Origin of the sequence: Variovorax sp. Varisp85, assembly GCF_047304045.1 — a bacterium.
Taxonomy (GTDB): Bacteria; Pseudomonadota; Gammaproteobacteria; order Burkholderiales; family Burkholderiaceae_C; genus Variovorax.
In genome coordinates this window covers 1-16,649 of record NZ_JBGLYN010000052.1, presented here as the reverse complement: position 1 = coordinate 16,649, position 16,649 = coordinate 1, and the positions used below count along the sequence as shown (strand labels likewise).

General features: G+C 67.7%; 17 protein-coding genes. 9 read left to right on the top strand and 8 right to left on the bottom strand.

The annotated features are described in order from the left end of the window. The first annotated feature begins 21 nt into the window (after nt 1-21). Nucleotides 22-987, top strand: a complete 966-nt coding sequence (locus ACCC97_RS19745) for a LysR substrate-binding domain-containing protein (protein WP_413334541.1) — start codon at nt 22-24, stop codon at nt 985-987. On the opposite strand, the gene ACCC97_RS19740 is transcribed toward ACCC97_RS19745, so the two are convergent. The 3 genes from ACCC97_RS19740 to speD all read right to left on the bottom strand — a co-directional run bounded on the left by ACCC97_RS19740 (nt 929) and on the right by speD (nt 3,556). After that, complete coding sequence (locus tag ACCC97_RS19740) at nt 929-2,326, bottom strand: aminopeptidase P N-terminal domain-containing protein (protein ID WP_413334539.1); 1,398 nt, start codon at nt 2,324-2,326, stop codon at nt 929-931. The genes ACCC97_RS19745 and ACCC97_RS19740 overlap by 59 nt on opposite strands. After that, nucleotides 2,323-3,036, bottom strand: a complete 714-nt coding sequence (locus tag ACCC97_RS19735) for a nucleotidyltransferase family protein (protein WP_413334554.1) — start codon at nt 3,034-3,036, stop codon at nt 2,323-2,325. Before ACCC97_RS19735 ends, ACCC97_RS19740 begins: the two co-directional genes overlap by 4 nt. A 145-nt stretch (nt 3,037-3,181) precedes the next feature. Continuing rightward, a complete protein-coding gene (speD, locus tag ACCC97_RS19730) occupies nt 3,182-3,556 on the bottom strand; it encodes an adenosylmethionine decarboxylase (RefSeq protein WP_007828556.1) in 375 nt (124 codons plus the stop codon). Nucleotides 3,557-3,702: 146 nt separating this feature from the next. On the opposite strand from speD, the gene ACCC97_RS19725 reads away from it, so the two are divergent. Both ACCC97_RS19725 and gap read left to right on the top strand, forming a co-directional pair. Next, nucleotides 3,703-5,808, top strand: a complete 2,106-nt coding sequence (locus ACCC97_RS19725; RefSeq protein ID WP_413334537.1) for a transketolase family protein — start codon at nt 3,703-3,705, stop codon at nt 5,806-5,808. Nucleotides 5,809-5,867: 59 nt separating this feature from the next. Then, a complete protein-coding gene (gene gap / locus ACCC97_RS19720; RefSeq protein ID WP_007828559.1) occupies nt 5,868-6,869 on the top strand; it encodes a type I glyceraldehyde-3-phosphate dehydrogenase in 1,002 nt (333 codons plus the stop codon). Nucleotides 6,870-7,163: 294 nt separating this feature from the next. Here the strand turns inward: gap and ACCC97_RS19715 are convergent, their stop codons facing one another. After that, on the bottom strand, nt 7,164-7,472 hold the full coding sequence (locus ACCC97_RS19715; RefSeq protein WP_007828561.1) for a putative quinol monooxygenase: 309 nt from the start codon (nt 7,470-7,472) through the stop codon (nt 7,164-7,166). Between the two features lie 260 nt (nt 7,473-7,732). On the opposite strand from ACCC97_RS19715, the gene ACCC97_RS19710 reads away from it, so the two are divergent. The 3 genes from ACCC97_RS19710 to ACCC97_RS19700 all read left to right on the top strand — a co-directional run bounded on the left by ACCC97_RS19710 (nt 7,733) and on the right by ACCC97_RS19700 (nt 10,310). Continuing rightward, nucleotides 7,733-8,824, top strand: coding sequence for a tartrate dehydrogenase (locus ACCC97_RS19710; RefSeq protein ID WP_007828563.1), 1,092 nt, complete (start codon nt 7,733-7,735; stop codon nt 8,822-8,824). 68 nt (nt 8,825-8,892) lie between these two features. Then, nucleotides 8,893-9,900, top strand: a complete 1,008-nt coding sequence (locus ACCC97_RS19705) for a Bug family tripartite tricarboxylate transporter substrate binding protein (protein WP_413334534.1) — start codon at nt 8,893-8,895, stop codon at nt 9,898-9,900. A 119-nt stretch (nt 9,901-10,019) separates the two neighbouring features. Further along, nucleotides 10,020-10,310 carry a YciI family protein gene (locus ACCC97_RS19700; protein ID WP_007828567.1) on the top strand — a complete coding sequence of 97 codons (291 nt, stop codon included), beginning with the start codon at nt 10,020-10,022 and terminating at the stop codon, nt 10,308-10,310. Nucleotides 10,311-10,324: 14 nt separating this feature from the next. Here the strand turns inward: ACCC97_RS19700 and ACCC97_RS19695 are convergent, their stop codons facing one another. Both ACCC97_RS19695 and ACCC97_RS19690 read right to left on the bottom strand, forming a co-directional pair. Next, on the bottom strand, nt 10,325-11,395 hold the full coding sequence (locus ACCC97_RS19695; RefSeq protein ID WP_413334532.1) for a pirin family protein: 1,071 nt from the start codon (nt 11,393-11,395) through the stop codon (nt 10,325-10,327). Nucleotides 11,396-11,523: 128 nt separating this feature from the next. Next, a complete protein-coding gene (locus ACCC97_RS19690) occupies nt 11,524-11,946 on the bottom strand; it encodes a VOC family protein (RefSeq protein ID WP_007828571.1) in 423 nt (140 codons plus the stop codon). A gap of 175 nt (nt 11,947-12,121) precedes the next feature. Between ACCC97_RS19690 and ACCC97_RS19685 the strand changes: the two genes are divergently transcribed. Beyond that, nucleotides 12,122-13,666 (top strand): CHAD domain-containing protein, encoded by a 1,545-nt coding sequence (locus ACCC97_RS19685; RefSeq protein WP_413334530.1) that lies wholly within the window; start codon nt 12,122-12,124, stop codon nt 13,664-13,666. A 21-nt stretch (nt 13,667-13,687) separates the two neighbouring features. Here the strand turns inward: ACCC97_RS19685 and ACCC97_RS19680 are convergent, their stop codons facing one another. Further along, on the bottom strand, nt 13,688-14,164 hold the full coding sequence (locus ACCC97_RS19680; protein WP_007828578.1) for an FKBP-type peptidyl-prolyl cis-trans isomerase: 477 nt from the start codon (nt 14,162-14,164) through the stop codon (nt 13,688-13,690). A 40-nt stretch (nt 14,165-14,204) separates the two neighbouring features. Continuing rightward, nucleotides 14,205-15,131: a LysR family transcriptional regulator gene (locus ACCC97_RS19675; RefSeq protein WP_413334528.1), complete on the bottom strand. Its 927-nt coding sequence runs from the start codon at nt 15,129-15,131 to the stop codon at nt 14,205-14,207. An 86-nt stretch (nt 15,132-15,217) separates the two neighbouring features. On the opposite strand from ACCC97_RS19675, the gene ACCC97_RS19670 reads away from it, so the two are divergent. Together ACCC97_RS19670 and ACCC97_RS19665 are read left to right on the top strand one after the other, a co-directional pair. Beyond that, the gene (locus tag ACCC97_RS19670; RefSeq protein ID WP_413334526.1) at nt 15,218-15,616 is read left to right on the top strand and encodes a DoxX family protein; all 399 of its coding nucleotides are present in this window, start codon (nt 15,218-15,220) and stop codon (nt 15,614-15,616) included. A 53-nt stretch (nt 15,617-15,669) separates the two neighbouring features. After that, nucleotides 15,670-16,524, top strand: coding sequence for a pirin family protein (locus ACCC97_RS19665; RefSeq protein ID WP_413334524.1), 855 nt, complete (start codon nt 15,670-15,672; stop codon nt 16,522-16,524). The last annotated feature ends 125 nt before the right edge of the window (nt 16,525-16,649 follow it).

The following is a 16,649-nucleotide window of genomic DNA, read 5'->3' as shown; positions in this document are numbered from 1 at the left end:
GTGCAATAAAGTCACTTCACCATGAAACAGCATCTTCGCCACATGAACGCGCTGCGCGCCTTCGAAGCGGCCGGCCGTCTGGGCCGCATGACCCTGGCCGCCGACGAGTTGCATGTCACGCCTGGTGCGATCAGCCGGCAGGTGCGGCAACTCGAGGATGCGCTCGGCGTCGTGTTGTTCGAAGGGCCGAAGAACCGGCCCGTGCTGACCGTTGCCGGCAAGTACTTGCAGCCGACCCTGTCGGCGGCCTTCATGCAGATCGAACAGGTGGTGGATGCCATGCTTGAGCGGCAGCACACGACATTGGACGTCTCCTGCCTCAGCACCTTCACGATGCGCTGGCTCATTCCGCGGCTCTACGATTTTCATGCGAGCCAGCCGGACATCGGCGTGCGGCTCAAGGCCACGGACCAGAGTGCGGCAACGCCGGTGTCGCGCAGCGACGTCGCGATCTCGGTGGTGCAGGACGAAGACGAGGAGGCGGCGCCTGCCGATGTGTTCCTGTTCGACGAACTGCTCGGCCCCGTGCTGGCTCCCGGCCTGGCCGACCGGTTGCGGCTCGGCGAGCCGGCCGATCTCGAGAATCGGGAGATCCTGCAGACGCGCACGCGGCGCAATGCCTGGTCGATGTGGAGCGCATCGGTCGGCAGCGCGGTGCGAGTTTTGCCCGGCACGGAGTTCGAGCACTACTACTTCACGCTGGAGGCTGCGATCGGCGGCCTGGGCATCTGCATCGCGCCCTGGCATCTCGTGATGGACGACGTGCGGGCGGGACGATTGACCGCGCCCTTGGGCTTTCATGCCAGCGGCTACCGCTATGTCGCCAGGCGCAACGGCACCCGGGACGAGGCGGCGCGACTGTTTTGCGACTGGCTTCAGGCCCAGGCCATGGCGATGCCACAGCCCGGGCCGCTCGGCCCGCGGGCCGTCAGGCCCGCATCAGCGCCTCGATCTCGTCCGCCTTCACGGGCACGCCGCGCGAGATGAGCTCGCAGCCGGTGGCCGTGACGATCGCGTCGTCCTCGATGCGGATGCCGATGCCGTGGAACTGCTCCGGTACGCCGTCGGCGGGCCGCACGTAGATGCCGGGCTCCAGCGTCAGCACCATGCCCGGATGCAGGATGCGGCTCGGGCGGTTCTTGATGACCTCGTTCGACAGCGGATCCTTGCGCTCGCTCACCTCGCCAATCTGCGTGGGCTCGACGTAGCTGCCGCAATCGTGCACGTCCATGCCGAGCCAGTGGCCTGTGCGGTGCATGTAGAACTGGAAGTAGGCGCGCGAGTCGATCACGTCGTCCACGCCGCCCACCTTGTTGGCGTCGAGCAGGCCGAAGTCGAGCATGCCCTGCGCCAGCACCTTCACCGCGGCGTCGTGCGGATCGGTGAAGCGGTTGCCGGCCTTGGTGACGGCGGCCGCGGCGTCCTGGCTGGCCAGCACGAGGTCGTACAGCGCGCGCTGCGGGCCGGTGAACTTGCCGTCGGCCGGGAAGGTGCGGGTGATGTCGCTCGCATAGCCGTCGAGTTCGCAGCCGGCGTCGATCAGCACCAGCTCGCCCTTGCGCAGCGGTGCCGCATCGGCGCGGTAGTGCAGCACGCAGGCGTTGGCGCCGGCCGCGACGATGGAGTAGTAGGCCGGGTACTGCGAGCCGCCAAGGCGGAATTCGTGCAGCAGCTCGGCGTCGAGGTGGTACTCGCGCGCGTCCTTGCCCTCGCGCAGCATGCGGGCCGAGAGCTGCATCGCGCGCACGTGGCCGCGGGCGCTGATCTGCGCGGCGCGGCGCATGATGTCCTGCTCGTGCGCGTCCTTGATCAGGCGCATCTCGTCGAGCGGGCCGCACAGGTCGCGCTGTTCCTCGGGGCACAGCGCGCCGTAGCGCACGCGGGCGCGAACCGACTGCAGCCAGCCGTCGATGCGGGTCTCGAGGCCCTTGTGGATGGCGAATGGGAACCACACGGTCGAGCGGTTCTCGAGCAGCTTCGGCAGCCTGGCATCGAGGTCGGCGACCGAGAAGGCTTCGTCGACACCGAGTGCCGCGGGTGCCGCGTCGGGGCCGAGGCGGTAGCCGTCCCAGATCTCGCGCTCCAGGTCCTTCGGCGCGCAGAACAGCGTGGCGCGGCCATCGCCCGCCAGCACCAGCCAGGCATTGGGCTCTGTGAAGCCGGTCAGGTAATAGAAGTAGCTGTCGTGGCGGTAGAGGAAATCGGTGTCGCGGTTGCGCGGGCGTTCGGGCGCGGTCGGGATGATCGCGATGCCGTCCTTGCCCAGCTGCGAGGCGAGGCGCGCGCGGCGCTCGGCGTAGATCGTGGTGGTGGCTGCTGAAGTCATCTGCTTGGCGTGTTCAGTTGGGCGAGTCGTTCGGGGGTGCCCACATCGGTCCAGGGGCCGGTGTAGAGCTCGGCGCTCACGAGTTCATTGTCCATCGCGGCGCGCAGGATCGGTGCCAGCGGGGCTTTGCGGCCGGCCGGGTTTCCGCTCGGGATGTCGCAGTACGGTGGCGCGAAGAGCTCGGCGCGGTACAGGCCGATGGTCGAGAAGGTGAACTTCCGGTCGGCCGTGTTGAGCGCGAGGCCCCCGGCGGACAAGCCGAAATCGCCCTTGGGGTTGTGCGCGGGGTTCGGCACCAGCCACAGGTGCGCGAGCTTGCCGCTGGCGACGAAGCGGTCGACCGAGTCTTGCGTGAAGGCGAAGTCCGGCGCGAACACGTCGCCGGCCGCGACCCAGAACACCTCGCCGAGCAAAGGCAGCGCACGCACGATGCCGCCGGCCGTCTCCAGCGCGCCGCCGAAGTCGCGGCCCTCGTCGGAATATGAAATCGACAGTGCCGATGGCCCCTGCAACAAGGGCTTGGCGCCGAACCGCTCGGAGATCTGCGTGCCCAGCCAGTCCGTGTTGACCACCAGCTCGGTGAACCCGCCCGCGGCCAGCGCTTCCATCGGCCACTGCATCAGCGGCTTGCCGCGCACTTCGAGCAGGGGCTTGGGAGTGATGTCGGTCAGCGGCCGCATGCGTTCGCCGCGCCCCGCGGCCAGGATCATGGCCCGCACGGAAATCGAAGCTGCGTTCGTCATCGGCTGATTCTTTCGGGAAACACCGAGGAGCCGGCTTTGCCGGGCCTCTGGTGTCGCCCCCGGTAGGGGGTGGGAGAAGCGGCACGAAGTGCGCGGAGCCTGGGGGCGAGTGTCATTTCCGCCCGCGCTGCAGCTCGTTGCGTTCGCTGTGGAGGGGCTGGAACAGCGCCACCAGGCATTCCATCAGCGCATGCGCCTTGGCCGAGTGGTCGCCGCTGAAATTGCAGACGTACACGTCGAGCGTCACGCCGCGCTGCTCGGGCCAGGTGTGGATGCACAGATGCGATTCGGCCAGCAGCACCGTGGCCGTGACCCCGCCCGGGCCCTGCGGCGTGGCCGGAAAACCATGGACCAGCCTGCCCACCGCCTGCAGCCCGGCGGCGTCCACCGCCTTGAGGCAAACGGCGCCCAGGGCCTCCTGGTCGGTCAGCCATTGAAGGCCGCATTGGCAGTCGTGAAGGTCGGCGGTGAGGTGCAGCCCGTGCATGGGGCGCAACTCTAGCAGTCCGGCCGCTGCACAAGAGAGCATCGGGCGGGCGTTTGCCCTGTATCGGCGGGTGTCCGGGCTCGCCCGGTAAAATCGCGGGTTCCCCCTATCTCCTCCCACCCTTTTCCCCCGAAAGTCCACCGCAAATGGCAAACCACGCCCTGATGGCCAACGCAATCCGCGCTCTGGCCATGGATGCCGTCCAACAAGCAAATTCCGGACATCCGGGCGCACCGATGGGCATGGCCGACATGGCCGTCGCACTCTGGGGCGAACACCTGCGCTACAACCCCGCCAACCCGCACTGGTTCGACCGCGACCGCTTCGTGCTGTCGAATGGCCATGCATCGATGCTGCTGTACTCGGTGCTGCACCTCACGGGCTACGACCTGCCGATGGAGGAAATCAAGCACTTCCGCCAGCTGCACAGCAAGACCGCCGGCCACCCCGAAGTCGACGTGACGCCGGGCGTTGAAACCACCACCGGCCCGTTGGGCCAGGGCATCACCAACGCCGTGGGCTTCGCGCTGGCCGAGAAGCTGCTCGCTGCCGAGTTCAACCGCAATAGCCACAACGTCGTCGACCACCACACCTACGCCTTCCTGGGCGACGGTTGCATGATGGAAGGCATCAGCCACGAAGCCTGCGCCCTCGCTGGCGCCTGGCACCTGAACAAGCTGATCGCGCTGTACGACGACAACGGCATCAGCATCGACGGCCAGGTCAAGCCCTGGTTCATCGACAACACCGAAGAGCGCTTCAAGGCTTACGGCTGGAACGTCATCGGTCCGATCGACGGCAACGACGCCAAGGACGTGTCCAAGGCCATCGCCAAGGCCAAGAAGGAAGAATCGAAGCCCACGCTGATCATCTGCAAGACGACCATCGGCAAGGGCAGCCCGAACCGCGCCGGCACCGCCAAGGCGCACGGCGAGGCGCTGGGCGCCGAAGAAATCAAGCTCACCCGCGACGCGATCGACTGGCACTACCCGCCCTTCGAAGTCCCGGCCGAGGTGTACGCCGACTGGGACCACAAGGCCGAAGGCGCGAAGACTGAAGCCGCCTGGAACGACAAGTTCGCCGCCTATGCCGCCGCGTATCCCGAGCTGGCCGCCGAGTTCACCCGCCGCATGAAGGGCGAGCTGCCCAAGGACTTCCACCAGGTCGCGTTCGACACCGTGGTCGCCGCCCACACCAGGGGCGAGACCGTCGCCAGCCGCAAGGCCAGCCAGCTCGCGCTGGAAGCCTTCACCGCTGCGCTGCCCGAAATGCTCGGCGGCAGTGCCGACCTGACCGGCTCGAACCTCACCAACACCAAGAGCACCGCCGCGCTGCGCTTCGACGCCAAGACCGGCGCAGTCGTGCTGAACGCGCCCCCCGCGCCGGTGGTGCTCCAGGGCGCCGAAGACGAAGCCGCACAAGGCGCTGCCGTCGAGCCGCCGCACGGCGAGATCGGCCGCCACATCAACTACGGCGTGCGCGAGTTCGGCATGGCCGCCATCATGAACGGCGTGGCGCTGCACGGCGGCTACATCCCCTACGGCGGCACCTTCCTCACCTTCAGCGACTACAGCCGCAACGCCATCCGCATGGCCGCGCTGATGAAGCGCCGCGTGATCCACGTGTTCACGCACGACTCCATCGGCCTCGGCGAAGACGGCCCGACGCACCAGTCGATCGAGCACGCCGCGTCGCTGCGCCTGATTCCGAACCTCGACGTCTGGCGTCCGGGCGACACGGCCGAAACGGCCGTGGCCTGGGCCGTGGCGCTGCAGAACCAGTCGCGCCCGACCGCGCTGCTGCTGAGCCGCCAGAACATCGCCTACGCACCGAAGAGCGAGCTCGGCGACATCAGCCGCGGCGCCTACGTGCTGTCCGAGCCCGAAGTCGTCGGCCTCAAGAGCAAGAAGACGGCCGCCGTCATCATCGCCACCGGCTCCGAGGTGCCGCTCGCACTGGCAGCGCAGAAGCTGCTGGCCGAGAAGAAGATCGCCGTGCGCGTGGTGTCGATGCCCTCGACCACCACCTTCGACCGCCAGGACGTGGCCTACAAGAAGAGCGTGCTGCCGAAGAAGATTCCGCGCATCGCCGTCGAGATGGGCTGCACCGGCGGCTGGTGGAAGTACGGCTGCGCGGCCGTCGTCGGCATCGACACGTACGGCGAGTCGGCACCGGCGCCCGCGCTGTTCAAGCACTTCGGTTTCACGGCGGAGAACGTTGCCGCCACCGTGGAAGCGGCGCTGCGCGACTGACGTCGCACAGCCCGCTTTCCCGTCCGATCACGATTTTTCAACCTTTAGGAGCAAGTCAGATGGCTATCAAACTCGGTATCAACGGCTTCGGCCGCATCGGTCGCAACGTGCTGCGCGCAGCGGTGCAGAACTTCAAGAACGACATCGAGATCGTTGCCATCAACGACCTGCTCGAGCCGGACTACCTGGCCTACATGCTCCAGTACGACTCGGTGCATGGCCGCTTCAAGGGCGAAGTCACGGTTGAAGGCAACACGCTGATCGTCAACGGCAAGAAGATCCGCCTCACGCAAGAGCGCGATCCGTCGCAGCTCAAGTGGAACGAGGTCGGCGCCGACATCGTGCTCGAATCGACCGGCCTGTTCCTCACGAAGGAAACGGCGCAGAAGCACATCGACGCGGGCGCCAAGAAGGTCATTCTGTCGGCGCCGTCGAAGGACGACACCCCGATGTTCGTCTACGGCGTGAACGACAAGAAGTACGCCGGCGAAGCCATCATCAGCAACGCCAGCTGCACCACCAACTGCCTGGCTCCGCTGGCCAAGGTGCTGAACGACAAGTGGGGCATCAAGCGCGGCCTGATGACCACCGTGCACGCCGCCACCGCCACGCAGAAGACCGTGGACGGCCCGAGCAACAAGGACTGGCGCGGCGGCCGCGGCATCCTGGAAAACATCATTCCCTCGAGCACTGGCGCCGCCAAGGCCGTGGGCGTGGTGATCCCCGAGCTCAACAAGAAGCTCACGGGCATGAGCTTCCGCGTGCCGACCTCCGACGTGTCGGTGGTCGACCTGACCGTGGAGCTGGTGAAGGAAGCCACGTACAAGGAAATCTGCGCCGAAATGAAGGCACAGAGCGAAGGCGCGCTCAAGGGCGTGCTGGGCTACACGGAAGACAAGGTGGTGGCCACCGACTTCCGCGGTGACCCGCGCACCTCGATCTTCGACGCCGAAGCCGGCATTGCGCTCGACGGCACCTTCGTGAAGCTCGTGAGCTGGTACGACAACGAGTGGGGCTACTCGAACAAGTGCCTGGAGATGGTGAAGGTTGTTTCGAAGTAAGGCTTCGAGGCTTCAATGAAGAACGCGCCTGGGGGCGCGTTTTTTCATGGTGCGTTCAACGCAGTTTCTCGTTCCTGCGAACCTCGCTGCTCAATTGCGACGTCAGCCGCGTCGCAGCCCTTCGCGCCGCCAGCCCGAAGTCGCCCTTGAACTCGCCGAACTCCGCCGTGCCGTTGCCCGAGGCGCGGATACGCGGCCTGCCCCGCCGGCACGGCGACGATGTTCGCGTGGCTCGAATCGAAGGCAGTCTCCGCACGGTAGGTCTTGCGCAGGCGCTGGCTTGCGCCTGCGGCCTCAGGCAGGTTCGAGCACGTGGATCAGCTTGCTGTCGACGAATTCCTTGGTCTTCTCGCCGTGGGCTTTCATGTGCGGGGCCACGGCATGGGCCTGCAGGTGCGCCAGCGTTTCCCACTTCTCGACGACGACAAAGGTGTCGGAGCCGAAGCTGGCCTTGGACGTCGGAATGCCTTGCGCATCGACCGTGGCGGCGTATTCGATGCAGCCCGCTTCGGCCAGCACGGCCGCGCGGTTCCCGGCGAAGGCTTCGAGCAGTCTGGCGCGCTGGCCGGGCTTGGCGGTGATGACGGCGACGACGTGAATCATTGAAAGAGTCTCCAGTGGGTAAAAGATGCGACGGTCGAATCTAAGAGAAACGGTGCCGCCGTGCAGGTCCGGTCCGCGACAACACCACGGCCTCGTTCCTGGCATCGCCTGCATGTTCTTCCCGCTGGCCGCGCGGTCTCGCCATGTGTCTGTCCGATTGTTGAATGCAGGTTAACGATGGATTGACTTCGAGCGCGAATCGTTGGGTGCACCCGCTCCTAAAGTGGCAGCTCCCCAGCAGCATTCCATGAAGGACATCGATGAGCAGCTACAGCATTGCCACCATTCCCGGCGACGGCATCGGCAAGGAAGTGATCCCGGCCGGACGCGAAGTGATGGAGGCGCTGGCCGCAGCCTCCAACGGCGCGCTGAATTTCACCTTCGAGGATTTCGGCTGGGGCGGCGATTACTTCCGCGAGCACGGCGTGATGATGCCGGCTGATGGCCTCGACGCGCTGCGCAAGAAGGACGCCATCCTCTTCGGCTCCGCCGGCGACCCGCACATTCCCGACCACATCACCCTCTGGGGCCTGCGCCTGAAGATCTGCCAGGGCTTCGACCAGTACGCCAACGTGCGCCCGACGCGCATCCTGCCGGGCATCGACGGCCCGCTCAAGCGCTGCGGCCCGGACGACCTGAACTGGGTCATCGTGCGCGAGAACTCCGAAGGCGAGTACGCCGGCGTCGGCGGCCGCGTGCACCAGGGCCACCCGATCGAAGCCGCCACCGACGTGAGCATGATGACCCGCGCCGGCGTCGAGCGGATCATGCGCTTCGCCTTCAAGCTGGCCCAGTCACGCCCCCGCAAACTGCTGACCGTCATCACCAAGAGCAACGCCCAGCGCCATGCGATGGTGATGTGGGACGAGATCGCGCTGCAGATCTCCAGGGAGTTCCCGGACGTCACCTGGGACAAGGAGCTGGTCGACGCCTCGACCGCGCGCATGATCAACCGGCCGGCATCGCTGGACACCATCGTCGCGACCAACCTGCATGCCGACATCCTCAGCGACCTCGCTGCCGCGCTGGCGGGCAGCCTGGGCATTGCGCCCACCGGCAACATTGATCCCGAGCGGCGCTATCCCTCGATGTTCGAGCCGATCCACGGCTCGGCCTTCGACATCATGGGCAAGGGGCTGGCCAATCCGGTCGGCACCTTCTGGTCGGTCGTGATGCTGCTCGAGCACCTGGGCGAAGTCCAGGCCGCGCGCCGCGTGATGGAGGCCGTGGAGCACGTCACCGCGAACCGGTCGCTGCACACGCGCGACCTCGGCGGCAACGCCACCACTGCGCAGGTGACGCGTGCCGTGTGCGAGCACATTGCCAGTGCGCGGCAAGGCCTCCCGGCCTGAACCCAGGCCCCGGCCGCGGCGCGCCTCGATGCAGCCGGGCACGACAACAACGAGCCAGAGACAAGACCATGACCGCTTCTTCTTTCCCTTTCATCCAGGGCAGGCGCACCGTGCTGCGGGCCGGCGCCCTGGCGCTGGGCCTGGGCACTGCCGCACTGGCCTTCGCGCAGCCGGCTGCCTGGCCCACGCGGCCCCTCAGCCTCGTCGTGCCCTTCCCGGCCGGCGGCACCACCGACGTGTTGGCCCGTGCGCTGGCCGAAAAGCTGTCGCAGTCCCTCGGCCAGCCTGTCGTGGTCGAGAGCAGGCCCGGCGCGGGCGCCACGCTCGGCGCCGATTACGTCGCCAAGGCCAAGCCCGATGGCTACACGCTGCTGATGGGCGCGGTGCACCACACCATCGCCACCAGCGTCTACAAGAAGCTGCCCTACGATTTCCAGAAAGACCTGGCGCCGATCACCGTCGTGGCCATGGTGCCCAACGTGCTGGTCATCAACGCGGCCAGCACGCCCGCGAAGAACGTGGCCGAGCTGGTTGCGCTCGCCAAGGCCGCACCCGGCAAGCTGGCCTATGGCTCCAACGGCAACGGCACGGCGCAGCACCTGATCGGCACGCAGTTCCAGGCCAGCACCGGCACCACGCTGCTGCACGTGCCGTACAAGGGCAGCGGCCCGCTCACCACCGACCTGCTCGGCGGGCAGGTGGCCATGTCCTTCGACACCATCACGCCGGTGCTGCAGCACATCAAGGGCGGCAAGCTGCGCGCGCTGGCCGTGACCACCGCGCGCCGCTCGTCGGTGCTGCCCGACGTGCCGACGCTGGAAGAGGCGGGTCTCAAGGGTTTCGACATCGGCACCTGGTTCGGCGTGCTCGCGCCGGCGGCCACGCCGAAGGAGATCGTTGCGCGGCTCAACATCGAGATGGTGAAGATCATCAGATCGCCCGACTTCGCGCAGCGCATGCAGGCCATCGGCGCCGAGCCGCTGGGCGGCACGCAGGAAGAGATGGCGCGGCAGATCCGCGAAGAAACCGCCAAATTCGGGAAGCTCGTGAAGGAAGGCGGCGTGGCGATCGAGTAGGCCGATGGGCCGGCGCCGTACGGAGCAGTTCGTTACGCGGAAGACACACCTCGGGGGCGCCGGCACCGTGCGGAGGCCATAGGATCGGGGCCTTCGAATTCATCGTTGCCGTCCTGCCCATGTTCATCGTCACCCTCACCTACACCCGCCCCCTCGAAGAGGTCGATGCGCTGATGGACGCGCACATGACCTGGCTCAAGAAGCACTACGAAAGCGGGTTGTTCGTGGCGTCGGGGCGGCAGGTGCCGCGCACGGGCGGCGTGATCCTCGCGCGCTCGGGCGACCGTGAAGGGCTCGAATCGGTGTTGGCGCGCGACCCGTTCGTGCAGGGTGGTGTCGCGCGGGTGGACGTGACCGAGTTCGTGCCGAGCATGACCGCTCCCGGCATGGAAGCCCTGAAAAAATTCTGATTGCCCGCCCCCGGTCAGCCTGCGGGGGTTTCCTTGCGGCCGTCCGGATGGAGCGCGAAGCGCGCAGCCTCGCGGCCGTGCACCGGCGCCGGGTCGTTCCACGGCCAGCCGCCGAACTGCGTGCGGCGGTAGTCGGCCATGGTCTGGCTGATCTCGGCCTGCGTGTTCATCACGAAGGGGCCGTACTGCGCCACCGGCTCGGCGATCGGGCGGCCCTGCAGCACGAGGAATTCGCTGGCTTCGTCGTCGCCGTTGACCAGCTCGACCGCGGCATCCGCGCGCAGCTCGACGGCGGCCGGGCCTTCGATGCGCTGGCCGGCGAGGTACGCCATCGCACCCTTGAAGAAATAGAGCATCCGTCGCGTGCCCTCGCCCGTGGCGGCCGGCAGCGTCCATTGCGCGCCGGGCGTCATCTTCAGCGTCCAGATCGCCACGTCGGCACCGGCCTGCGCGGCCCATGAATCGGGTGGCGGCGAGAGCGGGTGGATCGGCTCCTGGCCGGCCGCTGCATCGCCGAGGCGGCCTGCGATCACCGCGACCTCGGTGCGCCCGCCCTTCGCGTCATCGGATGCGAAGCGCGGAATGGCCTCCGACCAGAACATCGTGAAGTGCGGCTCGGCCATCTTGTTCTTCGCGGGCAGGTTGAGCCAGATCTGGAACAGCTCGAGCGGATTGGCCGCGCCGTTGTCGAGCAGCGGGAACATCTCCGAATGCACGATGCCCTTGCCGGCCGTGAGCCATTGCACGTCGCCGCCGCCGAAGCGCGCGGTGGCGCCCAGCGAATCGGAATGGTCGACCAGCCCCTTGCGCACGATGGTCACGGTCTCGAAGCCGCGGTGCGGATGCGAGGGAAAGCCCGGCACCGTATCGCCGTGGTACATGCTCCAGCCGTCCTTGCGGCTGAAGTCCTGGCCGATCTGGCGGCCGGCCAGCGACGCCTCGGGGCCCATGCGGCCGTTGGCCTTCGGGTAGGCGTCGTCGTGGTACACGCAGAACAGGAACGGGTCGATCGTCTGCCACGGGAAACCGAGGGGTGCGATCTTCACGATGGGGCTGTTGCGCTCGTTGTTGTTGTTGTCGGACATGCGGTTGTTCCTTTCCAGGTGAGGCTCGGCCGATGATGCCTTGCCGGTGCCTGGAATATCGGGCCGCCGCCGCCTTCCGGTAGACGCCTTCCCTGCAACAGTGAAGAGCGCGTATGGAACGATCGGCATCAGGGGTTCTGATGCGTCACCGCGGCGTTGGGGTCCATGTACATCAACTCCCAGAGGTGGCCGTCGATGTCCTGGAAGCCGTGGCCGTACATGAAGCCATAGTCCTGCGGCTCGCGCGGCACCGTGCCGCCGGCGGCCACCGCCTTGGCGACCATGGCATCGACTTCGGCGCGGCTCTCGCACGACAGGCACAGCAGCACTTCGGTGCTCTTGCTGGTGTCGGTGAGGCTCTTGGTCGTGAAGGTCTTGAAGAAGTCCTCGACCAGCAGCATGGCGTGGATGCTGTCTTTCTGAATCACCATGCACGCCGCATTCGCATCGGTGAACTGTTCGTTGAAGGTGTAGCCCAGCGCGGCGAAGAAAGCCTTGGACTTCTCCAGGTTCTTGACGGGGAGGTTCACGAAGATCTGCTTGTTGGCCATGGTGTTTCCTGTGTCTATGAAGGGGTGGATCAACTGCTTGCCGGCATGTTTGTGTACGCCGTCCACAAAAGATATCAAAGAAAATGGACGGCGTCCACATCTTCTTTCGATCGAGCGGATCGGGCGCACAACGGAGCCGTTGCGGGGAGCGAAAAAGACGGAGCATCATGGCCGCATGGAAATCGAGTTCAAGTTCTGCATTCCCGCCGGCCGCCTGAAAGCCGTCGAAGCCGCCCTGAAGCGCGGCGCCGTCGTACGCACCCGCCTGCAGGCCCGCTATTTCGACACCGCCGACCAGCGGCTGGCCGCCCACGGCATGGTGCTGCGGCTGCGCAAGGAGGGACCGCGCTGGGTGCAGACGGTGAAGGCCACCGGCGACAACGCCCTGCACCGCCTGGAGCACAACGTCGACCTGGGCACGGCGGGCGCGGCGCCGCAGATCGATCCGCAGCGCCACCAGGGCACGCCCGTGGGCGACCGGCTCGCGAAGTTGCTGGCCGACGGCGGCGGCGCGCCGCTGGTCGAACGGCAATCGACCGACATCGTGCGGCTCACGCGCGACGTGCGCGTTGCGGGGCCCGATGGCGCGGTGGTGGAAATGGCACTCGACGTCGGCAAGGTCGCCGCGCATGCGGGCACGGCCGGGCAACGCGAATCGCCGGTGTGCGAATTGGAGCTCGAGCTGAAGCGCGGCGACGTGCAGGGCCTCGTGTCGCTCGCACGGCGTTGGTCGCAGCAGCATGGGCTGTGGTTCAGCACCGTGTCCAAGGCGGAGCGCGGGGCGCGCTTGCTGGCGGCGCAGGAGACCGTGGAGGCGGTGAAGGCCGAAGCGCCGCGCTTCGGCGCGCAGCACCCCGACGGGCGGAGCGTTCAGCAGGCCGTGGTGGCGTCGTGCCTGGCGCAGATGCTGCCCAATGCCAGCGAGATCGCGGCGGGCAGCACGGACGAAGAGCAGATCCACCAGTTGCGCATCGGCATTCGCCGGCTGCGCACGGCGCTGCGCGAACTGGCGGAGCTCGACACGGCTTCGGGCCTGTTCGACGCGGCCAATTGGGAGCCGCCGCTGGTCGAGGCCTTCCGCGCGCTCGGGGCATTGCGCGACCGAGAACAGGTCGTGAAGCTCGCGCAGCCCCGGTTGAGCAAGGCGGGCGCGCCGGATTTCGACCCGCTGGCCGGCGACGACACGGCAGCCCACACCCCCTCGCCCGGCGACGTCGTGCGCGCCCCGGCATTCCAGAACGTGCTCGTTTCGCTGATCGGCTTTACTGCCGCGAAGCCCGCGGAAGCCTCATCGGAATCCGCGCCGATCGACGCCGATGCAGCCCACCGCCTGCTGCGTGAACACCTGCGGCATCTGCACAAACAGGTGCGGCGCGACGGCAAGCGCTTCGAGTCGCTCGACGCCGAAAGCCAGCACCGCGTGCGCAAGCGGCTCAAGCGCCTGCGCTACCTCGCCGAGTTCGTGGCGCCGCTGTTCGAGAAGGGAGACGGCAACGCCGCCGGGCGCTACCTGAAAGCACTGCGCCCCGCGCAGGACGCGCTGGGCGAGTTCAACGACGAGGCCGTGGCGCTCGCGCTGTACCGCGAAGCCGCCGCGCGCGATGCGCGTGCGTGGTTTGCGGTGGGCTGGTTCAGTTCAAGGCGCGCGGCCGGCGCGAGCGCTTGCCGCAAGGCGCTGGAGAAGATCGGGGATGCGCCGCGGTTCTGGAAGAAGAGCTGAACGGCCGGGCGCCTCTCGGGTTCAGTGATGGTGCCCGTGCGCCCCATGCACATGCCGGTGCTCGATTTCCACCGGCAGCGCCGTGCGCACGTCCGTCACCTGCAGGCTGAACTTCAGTGCCTTGCCGGCCCACGGATGGTTGCCGTCGAGCAGCACGACCGGGCCCTTGATCTTGGTGACCGTGAAGACATGCTCGCGCCCATCGTCGAGCCGGCCCTGCAGCTGCCCGCCCACCTTCACGCCCGGCGGAAAGTCGGTCTTGGGAATGCTGCGCACCAGCGTTTCGTCGCGCTGGCCGAAGGCGTCTTCGGGCGCGAGGTTCAGCACGGTCTGGTAGCCCTTTTCCTTGCCATCGAGCGCTTCCTCGATCTTCGGCAGCGTGTTCTCGTACCCGCCATGCAGGTAGGCCATGGGCTCGGGGCTGGCTTCGATGAGCTTGCCCTGGGCGTCGGAGACCTTGTACTTGATGGTGACGACGGTGTCTTTTTCGATTTTCATGGGGTGGCATTTTCAGTGGAAACGAAAAAGGCGCCAGCGCTCAGGCCTTCCGTGGAGGCAGTGGCTCCTGCAGCACGTCGATCTGGTCGAGCTTGCCGATCACCAGGTCGATGAACGCCGACACCGCCAGCGGCAGGTGCTTGCGGCTCGGATACACCACACTGAGCCCTCGCCCGGTGTACCGGTACTGCGGCAGCACGCGCACCAGCCGTCCCTCCTGTTCGTCGCGCGTCGCCATCGCCGGCGGCAGCTGCGCGATGCCCAGCCCGGCCAGCGCCGCCTTGCGCAGCGCCTGCGCCGTATTGCCGGTGAATCGCCCGGTGACCTGCACTTCTTCCTCGACCCCATCGGGTCCCGCCAGGCGCCAGGTGGTGGTGCTGGCAGCGTGCGGCGGTGTCACGCAGTCGTGGTTCGCGAGGTCCTGCAGGTTCCGGGGCTCGCCGCGCCGCGCGATGTAGTCGGGACTTGCCAGCAGGCCGCCGCTGCGCGTTGCCAGCCGCCGGCCGATGTAGCCCGAATCGCGCAGCACGCCGCCCCGGAAGGCCACGTCGATCTGCTCTGCGATGAGGTCTGCGCTCGCATCGCTGAGCACGAAGTCGAGCTTGACCAGCGGATGCGCCGCCAGAAAGTCCGAGACCCATTCCATCGGGAAGAAATCGAAGAAATCCGCCGGCGCGGCCACGCGCACGAGGCCGCTGGGCTCCTGCCCTCCGGCAACCAGCGCCTGCCCGGCCGCCACCAGCCCGTCGATCGACCCCGCGCACTGGTCATGAAACTCCCGCCCGGCGCTGGTCAGCGTCAGCTTGCGGGTCGAGCGCTGCATCAGCCGCGTGCCGAGCTGCGATTCGAGCTGCTGGATGCGCCGGCTCACGGTGTTCGGCGGCAGGCCCTGCCGCCGGGCCGCTTCGGCGAAGCTGCCGTGGCGCACCACCTGCACGAACAAGGCGATGTCGTTGAGGTCGAGCATGAGGGCTGATTCCTTCGATCTGTGGACGAGTGCAATCCGACTGTACCGTCTAGTCGATCAATGGGGGCGTACCTAACCTTGTGCCCATGACTTCCACATCACTTCCTTCTCCCTCCTCCACCCCGGTGCAGCGCCGCATCATCTGGGGCGTCCGCATCCTTCTGGCGCTGGCTTTCGGCGCCGCGGGCGCCGCCAAGCTGGCCGGAGTGCCGCAGATGGTCCAGGTGTTCGAGGCGATCGGCTTCGGCCAGTGGTTCCGCTACCTGACCGGACTGGTCGAGGTCGGCGGGGCATTGCTGCTGCTCGTACCCGCGACCGGCTTTCTCGGCGGCCTGCTGTTGGCCGCGACCATGGTCTGCGCCGTGGCCACGCACCTGGGGCTGATCGGCGGCAACCCCGCGCCGGCGGTGGTGTTGGGGCTGCTGTCGGGCTTCGTCGCCTGGCGCACGTGGCCCGCGTCCCGGCCGGCTGCCGCGGTCGCCTGACCCCTTTCTTCCATATGGTTTTGGAGCACCCCATGCACACAGAGGCATTTCCAATGAGCACCACCATCGACACCCGGGCCCGCGCCATCGTCTACCGCACGCGCGGCTCGCGCCATGGCGGCATCACGCGGCTGATGAGCCCCGGCGACCTGGGTGAATTCCTCAAGCCCTTCGTGTTCCTCGATCTCTTCGGCTTCGACGTCACGGGCGGCCACAAGGGCTTCGGCCTGCACCCGCACTCGGGCATCGCCACGTTGACCTGGCTGATGGAGGGCGACACGCTCTACGAGGACACGACCGGCGAGCGAGGCACGCTGCTCGGCGGCGGCGTCGAGTGGATGCGCGCCGGCAACGGCGTATGGCACACCGGCGCACCCGCGCCGGGCGTGGAGCGCGTGCGCGGCTTCCAGCTGTGGGTGGCGCTGCCGGCCTCGGAAGAGAACGCACCGGCGCAGAGCATGTACCTCGCGCCCTCGCAGGTGCCGAAGGAAGGCCCGGCGCGCGTGCTGCTCGGGCGCTACGGCGCGGCGCAGAGCGCGATTGCCGCGCCGGCGTCGATGAACTACCTGGCCGTGGAGCTGAAGGACGGCGAGCGTTGGCGCTACACGCCGCCCGCGGGCCATACGGTGGGCTGGGTCGCGGTCAACGCCGGCGGGCTCGAAGCGGGCGACGACACGGGCGGCCCGATCGGCGCTGGCGAACTCGCGGTCCTCGAAGAGTCCGGCGAGGCCATCGACTTCGTGGCCCGTGGCGATACGGCCTTCGTGCTGGGCTCGGCCGTGAAGCATCCGCACGAGCTGGTGATGGGCCACTACTCGGTGCATACCAGCAAGGCGGCGCTCGACCAGGGCGAGGCCGAGATCCGGCGCATCGGCGCGCGGCTGCGCGCAGAAGGCCGCCTGCCCTAGCACTTCATCGGTGCGCCTGGGCGCACCACTGACATATCCAGCCACGCCCGGGGGGGGGGGGGGGGGGGGGGGGGGGGGGGGGGGGGGGGGGGGGGGGGGGGGGGGGGGGGGGGGGGGGGGGGGGG

What these genes read in the sequence shown, in the direction of transcription:
- ACCC97_RS19695 (WP_413334532.1), bottom strand. Translation starts at nt 11,395, where the DNA reads ATGTCCGACAACAACAACAACGAGCGCAACAGCCCCATCGTGAAGATC.
- gap (WP_007828559.1), top strand. Translation starts at nt 5,868, where the DNA reads ATGGCTATCAAACTCGGTATCAACGGCTTCGGCCGCATCGGTCGCAAC.
- speD (WP_007828556.1), bottom strand. Translation starts at nt 3,556, where the DNA reads ATGCACGGGCTGCACCTCACCGCCGACCTTCACGACTGCCAATGCGGC.
- ACCC97_RS19705 (WP_413334534.1), top strand. Translation starts at nt 8,893, where the DNA reads ATGACCGCTTCTTCTTTCCCTTTCATCCAGGGCAGGCGCACCGTGCTG.
- ACCC97_RS19745 (WP_413334541.1), top strand. Translation starts at nt 22, where the DNA reads ATGAAACAGCATCTTCGCCACATGAACGCGCTGCGCGCCTTCGAAGCG.
- ACCC97_RS19725 (WP_413334537.1), top strand. Translation starts at nt 3,703, where the DNA reads ATGGCAAACCACGCCCTGATGGCCAACGCAATCCGCGCTCTGGCCATG.
- ACCC97_RS19710 (WP_007828563.1), top strand. Translation starts at nt 7,733, where the DNA reads ATGAGCAGCTACAGCATTGCCACCATTCCCGGCGACGGCATCGGCAAG.
- ACCC97_RS19735 (WP_413334554.1), bottom strand. Translation starts at nt 3,036, where the DNA reads ATGATCCTGGCCGCGGGGCGCGGCGAACGCATGCGGCCGCTGACCGAC.
- ACCC97_RS19715 (WP_007828561.1), bottom strand. Translation starts at nt 7,472, where the DNA reads ATGATTCACGTCGTCGCCGTCATCACCGCCAAGCCCGGCCAGCGCGCC.
- ACCC97_RS19690 (WP_007828571.1), bottom strand. Translation starts at nt 11,946, where the DNA reads ATGGCCAACAAGCAGATCTTCGTGAACCTCCCCGTCAAGAACCTGGAG.
- ACCC97_RS19700 (WP_007828567.1), top strand. Translation starts at nt 10,020, where the DNA reads ATGTTCATCGTCACCCTCACCTACACCCGCCCCCTCGAAGAGGTCGAT.
- ACCC97_RS19740 (WP_413334539.1), bottom strand. Translation starts at nt 2,326, where the DNA reads ATGACTTCAGCAGCCACCACCACGATCTACGCCGAGCGCCGCGCGCGC.
- ACCC97_RS19675 (WP_413334528.1), bottom strand. Translation starts at nt 15,131, where the DNA reads ATGCTCGACCTCAACGACATCGCCTTGTTCGTGCAGGTGGTGCGCCAC.
- ACCC97_RS19680 (WP_007828578.1), bottom strand. Translation starts at nt 14,164, where the DNA reads ATGAAAATCGAAAAAGACACCGTCGTCACCATCAAGTACAAGGTCTCC.
- ACCC97_RS19665 (WP_413334524.1), top strand. Translation starts at nt 15,670, where the DNA reads ATGAGCACCACCATCGACACCCGGGCCCGCGCCATCGTCTACCGCACG.
- ACCC97_RS19670 (WP_413334526.1), top strand. Translation starts at nt 15,218, where the DNA reads ATGACTTCCACATCACTTCCTTCTCCCTCCTCCACCCCGGTGCAGCGC.
- ACCC97_RS19685 (WP_413334530.1), top strand. Translation starts at nt 12,122, where the DNA reads ATGGAAATCGAGTTCAAGTTCTGCATTCCCGCCGGCCGCCTGAAAGCC.